Here is a 12,349-nt window from a genome sequence, read left to right as displayed (position 1 = left end):
TTAATGACCGCTTTTGTGTAGCATCAGATTAATGCGGCAGGTTGGGTGGCTTTTTCGGTTTTGGCAGATGATTTTTGTCTTCTGTTTCTGCTTTGTCCGTCGATTCGGTCTCGTGCGCGCCCAACGTTTTGGTCGCTTTATCGTAGCGAATGTCATCGCCTGGCGGCATATCGTCAATCACATCATTGGACAAGCCGTCGTCCAGCTCCACCACTTTGTCCGCGTTTTCTGCTGCCTTATTGGCGGTATGGTGTACGGGCGTATCGGGGTTTTTGACGCGCTCGCCCGCTTGCATGGATTTTGGCAGCACTTTCACGTCAGACAAGCGTCTGACCACGTATTTGTTGGGCAAAGGCTGATTGCCTTTTTGTGCGCTGTTGTCATCAAAAATCATATGACCTTGACTGTCAATACGCGCGTACGTCATCGGTTTTGGACGCGGCCAAAAAAAGTCAGAGGGGTGGCTGGCAAGGTGACCCAAAATCAAGCGCGTCAAACGCCCCCATTCAAAGAAGCGCACTTCTTTAGAGCGCAGTGCGACAAACAGCGCTAGGCTAAAGCTGACCATCAAGTTGACCGCACCAATCAGCAGTACCCCCAATAAAGACAGCAAAATCAATGACCAGCTGATTTCATCGGCGGGCAGGTTGAATAAACCGTGGGCAAAGTTGGCTGAAGCAAAGGCAATGTGACGGATATCAATCGGTAAGCCGAACAAATAACCGATGGTCGCGGTACTGCCAAGGAACACACCGAATAAGAAGTTACCCATAATCGCGCCGAGGTTCGCCTCGATAAAGCCGCCGAAGCGCGACAGCCAAGAGGCAGGCATGATGCGCTGCAAAAATCTGTGTCGGCGGATACGCTCGCCAATCTTGTTATACACCGCAAGGTTGTCGTAGTAGCCTGCAATCAGACCAGATAAGAACAGATACACCCCAGCGATTGCCGCGTGCGGCAAGGCGAGCGAGTGGAACGGGTCAAGGTCGTGCAACAGATGCGTTGCTTTATCAGCATCAATCATCGGTGCGCCCGTATATTGAAACCACGCAAGCGAAATCAGCAGCGCCACAGGCATCGCCAGCATGATATTACCCATAATCGCGACGAACTGCGTGCGCAAAATATCCACCACCAGCTCAGAGAGTTTGGTCAGCTGATGCGACTTTTTGCCTGAGCCTTCTGAGATGGTCGAGGCAATCGCAGCGGCAGTCATCGCAGGCTGCTTGGTCGCGACCGTGCCATGAACGATGTGAATAAACACAAAGCCGCAGCCATAAATCATACTGTTAATAAACGCCCGACCCATCGGCGCGAGTGCCAGCTCGTAAGACAAAATCTTGGTGGTCGCCATAAAGGCAATGAAAAAGCCACCAATCGATGCCTTTTTAAACATCTTTTGGTAGCCGCGTCTGTCGGTACTGATGTAGTGCTCGCCCACGCGGCTGGCGTTTTCGGTGACTTTGCGTGAGAGTAGCTTGGTGTTGTTATCAATCAAATAGCCAATACTATAGCGCCTGTTGGCGGTCAAAATCAGCGTCTGAATCAGCTCAATCAAGGCTTTGTCGCGCCTATCGCCTGTATCGGCGACCAGCTCGGTCAGCACGCGCATACGGCGCAAACTCTGGTCAAGGCGCAGCATCATATTGGTCAAGCGAATCGAAATGCCCGTCTTATAAATGCGTTTGCGTACTGTGGCGACGATGTCCTCGCACTGCTCAAGCATGACAAACAAGGGCGCAGGGTCGACCGCTTGCGCGGGGGTAATGTCGGTCAAGGTGTCCAGCTCGTGCGCTTGGCGATACTGATTGACGAACAAGACCGCTTCTTGGTTTTGCGCGACAAAGGCAGCGGAGTAGTTGAGAATCTGCGGGTAGGCTTCCATCAAATCAGGATGCAGTCCCACACCGCTGATACGATAAGACAAAATCACAATGGCGTTTAGAATGCTGTTTTTGACCGTGGCGACCAAATGCAAGTGCGCCTCATCGACCTGTAACAGCTCCACCAGTGCATCCCACTTTTGACTGTCGATATTCGCGAGCCAGCGCTCGTCTTGACGGTCAGGAAACAGATAACCAATCAGCTCAACCACCGAGTCATCTTGTGGCAATAACGGCAAAAACCGATGTCCCACCAAGCGGCGCAGACTGCTAAAAAAGCCTTGGTCAGACATGATGCCTGTATCGGTATACAGGTTAATCTGGCGGTATTGGATGATTAAGGTTAAGACAAAACTCGACAGCCCGCGCGCATATTCAGGGTGCTGGCGCAGTACATCAATCAGCTGTTGAATGTTCTGGTTGGCAAGTGCAGGCTCTTTTTCGGTTGCGCGTAGCGCATCAATCAAAAGCTTCAGTACCGAGGCCTCGGGCACCTCACTCAACGCAGTAATCTGCTGCAAAATGCGTTTTATATCTGACACAGCGTACCCTTTATTATTCTAGTAAGACAAAAGCGAAAATCATAACATGACGCATCGATGTGGCGTATAACGGTCATGTTATTGGCGTATTGTAATCATAACCGCCTTCAGATATTGCATCGTTTTGTTAGCGGCATGGACCACCGATGGGCGACTGCTACTGTGCCATAAAAAAAGGGCAGTTGCTATACTGCCCTGATTAAGTAACTGTTTGGGGTGCTGCATAAGGTAAGGACTACAAAGCGCTCTCGTCAAAATAAGGCACAGCAAAGTCCATAATCACCGCGCTGCCTGCCTCGACCATCGCTGCGTGCGCCTCCAAACGTGGCAAGATACGGGCGACAAAGTAATCTGCGAGTTTGGCTTTGTGGGTATAAAAGTCCCCTGTTTTGTCATGCGCGGCCTCGACCATCATGGCAAACATATAGGCATAGCACAGATAGCCTGCCGCATGCATGTAGTCGACCGCGCAGCCATTGACATCGCTTGGTTGGGCTTTGCTGTTATCGACCACGGTGTGTGTCAGCTCAGCGATACGCGTTGCGGCGCGTAACGTCGCCTCTTTAATCGCATGCGTGCTTTGCATCGAGGCGACATAGTCACGTATCTCTTCAACAAAGGCAAGCATGTATTTGCCCTCATTGCGCACCACCTTACGACCGAGCAAATCGAGCGCCTGAATACCGTTTGCGCCCTCGTAAATCTGCGCAATGCGGGTGTCACGAACGATTTGCTCCATGCCCCATTCGCGGATATAGCCATGCCCGCCAAAGACCTGCTGACAGTCGACCGTGGCCTCAAGCGCCTTATCGGTCAAAAAGGCTTTGGCAATGGGGGTGAGCAGGGCAACCCGTGTTGCCGCCGTTTGCGCCGCCTCGGCATCAGCGCTGAATTTTTCGGTGTCCAGTTGCTTGGCCACATACATAGCAAAGCAGCGTGAGGCCTCGGCGTTCGCTTTGGCGTTTAGCAGCATACGGCGCACATCGGCATGATGAATGATGGCGTCAGCAGGCGCTTCGGGACTTTGGATTTGGGTGTCACTGCGTCCTTGTGCGCGTTCCACTGCATATCGTGCTGCGTTTTGGTAAGCCAGCTCTGTACCGCCCAACCCTTGCAAGCCCATGGTCACGCGCTCGTAGTTCATCATAATAAACATCGAGGCAAGCCCTGTATTCTCTTCCCCAATCATCCAGCCTGTCGCGCCATCAAAGTTCATGACACACGTTGCTGAGGCCTTGATGCCCATTTTGTGCTCGATGGCACCTGCGGCAAGCTGGTTGCGCGCGCCCAGTGAGCCGTCGTCATTGACCAAAAACTTTGGCACAATAAATAATGAGATGCCTTTTGAGCCTTCAGGGGCATTAGGTGTTTTGGCAAGCACCAAATGAATGATGTTTTCGCTCAAGTCATGCTCGCCGCCTGTGATAAAAATCTTAGTACCCGTAATCTGATAGCTGCCATCGTCATTCGGCACGGCTTTGGTTTTGATAATACCAAGGTCAGTACCCGCGTGCGGCTCGGTCAAGCACATCGTCCCCGACCAGATGCCCGCGTACATGTTTTCAAGGTATTTTTGTTTTTGTGCTTCACTTGCGGCGGAGTTCAGACACAACGCCGCGCCGACCGTGAGATTGGGGTAGAGTGCAAACGATTGGTTGGTGGTGAACAGCATCTCTTCGGTCAGCATGGTCACCATCTTGGGCATACCTTGACCGCCGTATTCAGGGTTGCCGCCCAGACCAATCCAGCCCGCTTCGGCATACGCTTGATAGGCTTCTTTAAAGCCTTTTGGTGTGCTGACCACCCCATCGCCCTGATAGACCGCACCTTCCTCATCACCGCTTTGGTTGATGGGCAGCAGCACGTTTTTAGACAGCTTCGCCATCTCTTCTAAAATCATGTCTACCGTGTCCATGTCTACGTGTGCCAAGGCCTCTTGCGACTGCCAAAAGCGTGGGGCATCAAAGACGTCATTTAAAATAAAACGCATATCAGCAAGTGGGGCAGTGTATGTACTCATAGTCAATCCTTTGATGGGTCATGGTATTATTGTTTGATGGGACACAAAATTTAGTCTAGCAAATTCATAATAGACCCTGTGTATCTCTTCGTGAATCGTGCGTGCATTAATAATTAAACATCATCGCTTGCATAAATGAGGCGCGCGCATTTGCTGATTGAAAAAAAGCGGCAACCCATTTAGAGTGCCGCTATTGTGATAAATACCAAGCGTACTAAAAATAGGCGCTACTAAAACGCGAACTGCTCAACGCGCATACTCATATACGGCTCGACGCCTGAATCGATACGCTGCACGTGGGTACGCGCGCGCGGTAACAGCTTGGCAAAATAAAACTGCGCGGTCTTAATTTTGGCATCATAAAAGCCTGTTTCGCTCGTGCCCTCAGCCAGTGCCGTTTGTGCGATGAGCGCCATTTTTGCCCACAAATACGCCAAGGTCACATAGCCACTAAAGTACAGATAATCGACCGCCGCGCCGCCGATGGCATCAGGGGTTTCGGTCGTTTGCATGGCGATGCGTGAGGTGACGTTTGACCATTCGGCATTAAGACGCGCCAGCGGACGGATAAACTGTCCCATCTCATCATTGTCCGCGTGCGCCTCGCAAAACTCAGCAATCATACGGGTAAAAGGGGTCAGCATTTTGCCTTGTGAGCCGATAACTTTACGTCCTAGCAAATCAAGCGCTTGAATCTCAGTTGTGCCTTCATACAGACAAGCAATGCGCGTATCGCGGACGTTTTGCTCCATACCCCATTCGCTGATATAGCCGTGCCCACCAAACACCTGTACCCCATGGTTGGCGGCTTCATAGCCCGTCTCGGTCAAGAACGCCTTGGCAATCGGGGTTAATAAGGACAGCATGGTATCTGCCTCACGGCGCGCCTTGTCATCGCCTTTGGCTACCGTATCGGCAAACTGCGCCAAGTAATACACCAACGCGCGTCCGCCTTCGGCAAAGGCTTTGGCAGTCAAAAGCATACCGCGTACTGCAGGATGGACGATGATGGGGTCGGCAGGCTGCTTGGGCGCTTTTGCCCCTGATAGCGCGCGCATGGCTTGGCGGTCTTTAGCATACGCCAGCGCCCCTTGGAAGGCATATTCTGCGGCTGCCACGCCTTGAAGTGCTGTACCCAGACGCGCGACGTTCATAAAGGTAAACATGCACGCCAGACCACGGTTTTTTGCACCGATAAGGTACCCTGTCGCGCCATCAAAGTTCATCACGCACGTCGCCGATGCCTTGATGCCCATTTTGTGTTCAATCGCGCCGCAGCTCAGCTGATTGCGCGCGCCCAGCGTGCCATCCTCATTGACCAAGACTTTAGGCACGATAAACAGCGAGATGCCTTTGGTACCTTTTGGGGCGTCGGGCAGGCGGGCAAGTACGATATGGATGATGTTGTCCGTTAGGTCATGCTCACCTGCGGAGATAAAGATTTTTTGCCCTGTGATTTGGTATGTACCATCGTCATTGGGCACGGCTTTGGTGGTGATGATGCCCAAATCCGACCCCGCTTGCGCCTCAGTCAGACACATGGTGCCCGACCATTCGCCCGTGACCATTTTTTCTAAATACGTGGCTTTTTGAGCATCGGTGCCGTGGTGCTCGATGGTCTGTATCGCGCCGTGCGACAGCCCAGGATACATCGAAAACGACCAGTTCGCCGTGCCCATCATCTCGTTAATCACCGTAGATACTGAGATAGGCAAGTTTTGCCCGCCAAAATCCTCTTCGGCAGATAGGGCAGGAAAACCGAGCTCGCAATACTGCTGATAAGCGTCCTTAAACCCTGATGGTGTGGTCACTTGCCCATCATTAAACGTGCAGCCCTCAGCATCACCGCTTTGGTTCAATGGCGAAATCACTTTTTGCGCAAAGCTCGCTCCCGCCTCAAACAGGCTGTCCATCAGCTCACGGTCGGTGTCTTGAAAATCAGGTATGCTGCTGTAATGGCGCTCGCTCTCAAGCAGCTCATGCATGACAAATTTCATATCACGTAAAGGGGCGGTGTACTGCATGCTCATATCCTTAAAGTACCAAAGCGCCACGTGATTGTTGTCATGATAAGGTGGCGCATTGTGGAGGGTGGGGCAGGTAAGGACAAAAAAAGCGCACCGTAGTCACGCGCTAAGCGGCATACCTGCCATAAAAATCTGTATTAACGATAGGCATTGTGCAGGACGGGTGCAAGATGAGCCGCCAAACTGATAAGTCACACGACCGTATTGCATTTTTTTGTCGTAAGTGACCATTGGTCTTGCGGTAAGCTATTTAAAACAAACTAAAGTTCTATAAAAAACGCAGTATCGAATGAGCGATACTGCGCTTGCATAGGATTACTAGCGATTATGGCAATGATATACGGCTTAAAAAGTGCTTTATAGCGCGCAAGCAAAATAGCGACTGTGCGCGTTTACGTGTCTTTTGGATTAGGCACGGCGTGCTGTGCTTCGAGCAGCTGTGTGGCGGTCGCCGCTGATACAGGTCTGCCAAACCAGTAGCCTTGCCCGTATTGGCAGCCAACGTCTTTTAACAGGGCGTATTGCGCCTCGGTCTCAATGCCTTCTGCAACCACACCCATATCAAGTGCTTTTGCTAAGTCCAAAATCGCCTTTACAATGGCATGCTGAGTCGGATCAGAAATGATTTTTGAAATAAAACTTTTGTCTATTTTAATAAAGTCAAAATCATACTCTTGCAAGTAGCTGAGCGACGCATAACCTGTACCAAAATCATCAAGCGCCAGTTTGACGCCCAAGTTCTTAATTTTTGACAGCTGATGCTGTACGCTGCTGTGTCGATGCATAAGGGATGATTCGGTCATCTCAATGTGCAGCTGCTCAGGGTAGATGCGATATTCTGCCAGCAGTTTACTGATAAAATCAAAAAAGTTCGGCTGGCTAAATTCAGCCGCCTCGGCATTGATACACACATGCTGACAAAATCCCATGCCAAGCCAGGTATTGAGCTGCTTGGCAATCTGAATCGCCATCTGCGAAAACAAATCAAAAGACAGCTTGTGCTTGATGATGGCTTCGATAAAGTGGTTCGGCTTTAGCAGACCGCGTGTGGGATGCCGCCAGCGCACCAACGCCTCAAAACCGACAATATTACCTGTCATCAAGTCCACTTTGGGCTGATAATACGGCTCAAACTCCGCCCCTTGAATCGCGCCGCGCAGCTCCGCCTCCAGCTGCAAGCGCTGGTCATTGTCCACATCCAGCTGCGGGTTGTACCAAAAGATATCATCGCCGCCTTGCTGCTTGACGTACTGCATTGCCTTCTCAGCGTGCTGTAGCAGTTGCAGCATCTGCTTGCTGTCATTGGGGGCGTAGCTGATGCCGACTGAGACTTTGAGGTAAATGGGATGCTTGTTGGTCACGAACGGTCGCTCACACATCTGCATCAGACCGTCCAACTCATTGCGCACCAAGTTGGCATCGGTGAACTCAAAGAGCAGAGCAAAATCATCGCCGCCAAAGTGTGAAAAACAGTACAAATTGTTCAATTTTAAAGCATTCACGCGCGCGGCAAACGCTTGTACCAATTCGTCAGCGTGGTCTTGCCCCAAAGTATTGGCGAGCATACGGTAGTGGTCGATGTTCAATCGTACCACCACCACCTCGCGGTAACTGTCCAAAAGCAGCTCGCTGGTTTGACTCAAAAACACCCTACGATTGGGCAGCTGCGTTAATTCATCGTAGTTACTCAAGTGCGAGACGCGCTCGGTGGTTTCGATTTTTGGGCACGTGTCTTTGACCATACCGATATGATAATAGCTGTCCTCAAGCTCGATACGGCGAAAGGTCAGATGACAGTCTAAAGTCTGCCCGTAGCGGGTGGTCATGGACAAGTTATTTTGATAATAACCATGCTCATCCAAACGGTAGGCAATGTCTTTCAAAATACGTCTCTCTTTTTCGCCCAAAAATTCTTGAGCGTAAATACCCAGTGGGCGACCTGCCAAAAACGTTTCAGTATGACCAATCATCACCTCATAGGCGGCATTGACCCACATATAGCGCAAGTTGGCATCTAAGATAAATATGGCATCTTCAAAACGACTGCATAAGGCAGTGAGCAGTTGTTCTTTGGTTGAGGCAGCGAGGGGGATGAATTCCTTCATAATATAAACCCATACAAGATAATAGACACGCTTATCTGTCGTGCGCGGTTTTGCCTTTGCATCCTTACCAAGGTAAAAACAGCACGGTTAGGGTATTTTTATGCCGCCGCAAACGATTGCTGACAATTCATAAAAATACCGAAAATGTCACAAAAAAATCAATCAGGAGTCCACTTTGTGCCTGTGTGTCATAAGACAACGGATGGCTATCAGGCAACATCAAGGTGGTTTTACTTTATATCTGTATTGTATACCAATCACTTATATCAATAATGCCTGCAAACTGGCCAATGCCACCACAGGCGCTGTCTCAGTACGCATCACGCGTGCGCCGATTTGCCACGGCTCAAAGCCTGCGCCATACGCTTGCTCATGTTCAGCCTCGCTCAAACCGCCTTCAGGGCCAATGAGCAGCTCAATATAAGGGGTATCTTGTTGCATAAGGCTTTTTAATGACGGCGGCGTGGCAGGTGCGCCCGCGGCGGGCACGCTCAGTAGCACCCGCATATCCGCTGGTCGCAGCAGCTGCTGATAATAAGGCGAGGGTGCCAAAGGTGCGACAACCTCACTGACCGCAAAACCCGTCCCACTCGTGTCAGCTGCCAGCCAGCTGTCAATCGGCTGCGGGGCGATAATCAGCGGCGGGCGGTTCAGACCACATTGCTCACAGGCAGAGAGCGCCACTTGTTGCCAGTGGAGCAGCTTTTTTTCGACTTGCGCAGGTTTTAGCGTCACTTCACCATGATGGCTGCTTAACAGCTGAATCGCGCTGACCCCAAGCTCGGTCGCCTTTTGAATCGCATAGTCCATACGGTCGCCGCGACTCATGACCAGCGCAATTTTACTGAGCATTGGCGCAGTACGTTCAATATCGTGCGCCTCAAGCAAGCGCACGGTGGCACTTTTTTTACTGATCTGCTCAAGCTCGACCAGATACTCGCCGCCAAAACCATCGAATAACATACCTTGGTCACCGACTGCGGCCCGCAGCACACGGCACCAGTGGTGCTGTACGCTTTCAGGTAAGGTGACGACCTCACCAAGCGCGGTAGTGGTCAACGATGCCTCAGTGTCAGGCGCATAAAAAAAACGTCGCACAATTTCTCCAAGAGTCACAATAAAAAAAGAATAGCAAAATAACCAAGCATTTGTTAGTAAAATTAGCGATTTTTACGAAATAGTATGCGTGCTACGAATACCGCTGCAAAATAAGCGCACTATATTGCCACCGCTTTGGCAGACAGCCTACTACAAAAAAATACGCCGCAGTCATTTTTATACGTCAACCAGTGCGGCGAATTACTATCGCGCAATAAGGCGTAAAGCGGACAGGTGGTATCTTTTGCCCCAAACCAAAAAAAACTGGCATTGCTAAAAATGCCAGCTTTTCGATGCCATCACAACAGCATGTGCTTTAGTCCGTCAGACCAAGCGCTTGTACTAAGCGCTTGTTTGGCTCAACCTTGTTCATGGTATAAAAATGCAGCGCAGGTACGCCCTCGCTCACCAGACGCTCGCACAGACGATACACCACATCAAAGCCAAACTCGCGAATCGCCTTACGGTCATCGCCAAAGTCGGCAAGCTGTTTGCGCACATAGCGCGGAATATCCGCGCCGCAGCTGTCGGCAAAGCGCAAGATATTGCTTGAGTTGGTAATCGGCATGATGCCTGCAATCAGCGGCTGGGCATTGGTATCTATCCCGCGCTGCTCTAAGGCATCACGTAAGTACAGATAGCTGTCAGCATTATAAAAAAATTGCGTAATGGCGGCATTTGCGCCCGCTTGATACTTATTGACCAAATTATCAATATCAAAGGCAAAGTTGCGTGCCTGTGGGTGCATCTCAGGATATGCCGCCACTTCGATATGAAAATAGTCGCCTGTCTCTTCGCGAATAAACTTGACCAAGTCAAGGGCAAAGGGCAGTTGCCCCATGCCGACCTGACCCGATGGCAAGTCACCGCGCAGCGCGACCAAGCGTTTGATGCCCAAGCTTTTGTAATGCTCAAGCAGCTCAGCGATTTGTGCTTTATCATCACCAATACACGATAGGTGCGGGGCAATCTCGGTCTCCCCGCGCGCGCACAAGGCCTCAACAATGTTGATGGTGCGGCTGCGTGTAGAACCACCAGCACCATAGGTCACTGAAAAGTAGGCAGGCGCCAGCTGATTGAGCTCATCATACGTACTGAGGAGCTTGTCGTGTCCTTGGTCGGTCTTTGCAGGGAAAAACTCAAAAGAAAAAGCGGGCTTGCTCACCGTCGCGCTCCTTAGTCTTAGTATTTATACTCATCAGGCTTGAATGGGCCTTCGACAGGCACGCCGATGTAATCCGCCTGCTTCTGCGTCAGCTTGGTCAAGGTACCGTTGAAGCCTGCAACCATAGCGGCGGCCACTTCTTCGTCCAGTTTCTTAGGTAAGACTTTAACATACAAGCTGTCAAAACGCTCATCAACAGGCAATTCGGCGAATTTTTGCTCGTACAAGTACATTTGTGCCAAGACTTGGTTGGCAAATGAGCCGTCCATCACGCGTGATGGGTGACCTGTGGCGTTACCGAGGTTCACAAGGCGACCTTCGGCCAGCAAGATGAGGTAATCGTTGTCGTCATCTGAGCGGAACACTTGGTGTACTTGCGGCTTAATCTCAACCCAGCGCCAGTTGTCACGCATAAACTGAGTGTCAATCTCGGTGTCAAAGTGACCGATGTTACACACGACGGCACCTGGTTTTAGTGCAGCCAGCATGTGTTTGTCACACACGTGGTAGTTGCCTGTAGTGGTGACGATAAGGTCAGTGTCTTCTAGCAAGCGGGTGTTGATGCTGTCAGCGCCTTTTGTGCTGTCGCCGTCAACGTAAGGAGACAGGACTTCGTAGCCGTCCATACATGCCTGCATGGCACAGATAGGATCGACTTCTGAGACGCGTACAATCATGCCTTCCTGACGTAGGCTTTGCGCAGAGCCTTTGCCCACATCGCCATAACCGATGACCAATGCGCGGCGACCTGCTAGGAACATGTCGGTTGCGCGCTTGATGGCGTCATTTAGACTGTGGCGGCAGCCGTATTTGTTGTCATTTTTTGACTTGGTGACCGCGTCATTGACATTGATGGCAGGGACTTTTAGCGTGCCTTTTTTGTACATGTCAATCAGACGATGCACGCCCGTGGTGGTCTCTTCTGAGATGCCGTGGATGGTGTCTAGCATCTGTGCGTAGTCGTTATGAATCAGTGCGGTCAAATCGCCGCCGTCATCTAGGATAAGGTTGGCATCCCATAGCTTGCCTGGGTCTTCGCCGCCCACATGCAGCTGCTGACGCAAGCACCACTCGTACTCTTCTTCGGTTTCGCCTTTCCAAGCAAATACAGGAATACCCGCTGCTGCAATCGCTGCCGCCGCGTGGTCTTGGGTTGAAAAGATGTTGCATGAGGTCCAGCGTACGTCAGCGCCGAGGGCGACTAGGGTCTCAATCAGTACCGCTGTCTGGATGGTCATGTGGATACAGCCAAGAATTTTGGCGCCTTGTAATGGCTGCTCGTCTTGATAGCGACGACGCAGACCCATTAGGGCAGGCATTTCGGCTTCGGCAAGGCTAATCTCGCGGCGACCGTAGTCGGCAAGGCTGATGTCCGCAACTTTATAATCGGTAAAAGAAGGGTCGATGGTATGGGCAGATGAGGTAGTCGACACTGCGTCCATGATATGCTCCTATCGCTTGGTATGATAAAAAGAATAAAAACGCAGGTGCCGTTGTTTTGCAGTACGT

Annotated in this window: 7 protein-coding genes; all 7 read right to left on the bottom strand. The window is 51.1% G+C overall.

Annotation, left to right across the window (positions count from 1 at the left end):
* Nucleotides 1-28: 28 nt before the first annotated feature.
* Nucleotides 29-2,425, bottom strand: coding sequence for a site-specific recombinase (locus JMW05_RS01545; RefSeq protein WP_201503668.1), 2,397 nt, complete (start codon nt 2,423-2,425; stop codon nt 29-31).
* Between the two features lie 235 nt (nt 2,426-2,660).
* Nucleotides 2,661-4,445: an acyl-CoA dehydrogenase C-terminal domain-containing protein gene (locus JMW05_RS01540; protein ID WP_201503667.1), complete on the bottom strand. Its 1,785-nt coding sequence runs from the start codon at nt 4,443-4,445 to the stop codon at nt 2,661-2,663.
* 230 nt (nt 4,446-4,675) lie between these two features.
* Nucleotides 4,676-6,469 (bottom strand): acyl-CoA dehydrogenase C-terminal domain-containing protein, encoded by a 1,794-nt coding sequence (locus JMW05_RS01535; RefSeq protein ID WP_201503666.1) that lies wholly within the window; start codon nt 6,467-6,469, stop codon nt 4,676-4,678.
* Nucleotides 6,470-6,864: 395 nt separating this feature from the next.
* Nucleotides 6,865-8,577: a putative bifunctional diguanylate cyclase/phosphodiesterase gene (locus JMW05_RS01530; RefSeq protein ID WP_201503665.1), complete on the bottom strand. Its 1,713-nt coding sequence runs from the start codon at nt 8,575-8,577 to the stop codon at nt 6,865-6,867.
* Nucleotides 8,578-8,838: 261 nt separating this feature from the next.
* Nucleotides 8,839-9,675, bottom strand: a complete 837-nt coding sequence (locus JMW05_RS01525; protein ID WP_201503664.1) for a 16S rRNA (uracil(1498)-N(3))-methyltransferase — start codon at nt 9,673-9,675, stop codon at nt 8,839-8,841.
* Between the two features lie 316 nt (nt 9,676-9,991).
* Nucleotides 9,992-10,840, bottom strand: coding sequence for a methylenetetrahydrofolate reductase [NAD(P)H] (metF, locus tag JMW05_RS01520; RefSeq protein WP_201503663.1), 849 nt, complete (start codon nt 10,838-10,840; stop codon nt 9,992-9,994).
* A gap of 17 nt (nt 10,841-10,857) precedes the next feature.
* On the bottom strand, nt 10,858-12,282 hold the full coding sequence (gene ahcY, locus JMW05_RS01515) for an adenosylhomocysteinase (protein WP_201503662.1): 1,425 nt from the start codon (nt 12,280-12,282) through the stop codon (nt 10,858-10,860).
* Between the last annotated feature and the right edge of the window lie 67 nt (nt 12,283-12,349).

Source organism: Psychrobacter aestuarii, assembly GCF_904846035.1.
Taxonomy (GTDB): domain Bacteria; phylum Pseudomonadota; class Gammaproteobacteria; order Pseudomonadales; family Moraxellaceae; genus Psychrobacter; species Psychrobacter aestuarii.
This window is presented reverse-complemented; position numbering and strand designations above follow the sequence as displayed.

Coding starts and splice junctions, on each gene's coding strand:
- JMW05_RS01530 (WP_201503665.1), bottom strand. CDS start 8,577: ATGAAGGAATTCATCCCCCTCGCTGCCTCAACCAAAGAACAACTGCTC.
- JMW05_RS01535 (WP_201503666.1), bottom strand. CDS start 6,469: ATGCAGTACACCGCCCCTTTACGTGATATGAAATTTGTCATGCATGAG.
- JMW05_RS01540 (WP_201503667.1), bottom strand. CDS start 4,445: ATGAGTACATACACTGCCCCACTTGCTGATATGCGTTTTATTTTAAAT.
- ahcY (WP_201503662.1), bottom strand. CDS start 12,282: ATGGACGCAGTGTCGACTACCTCATCTGCCCATACCATCGACCCTTCT.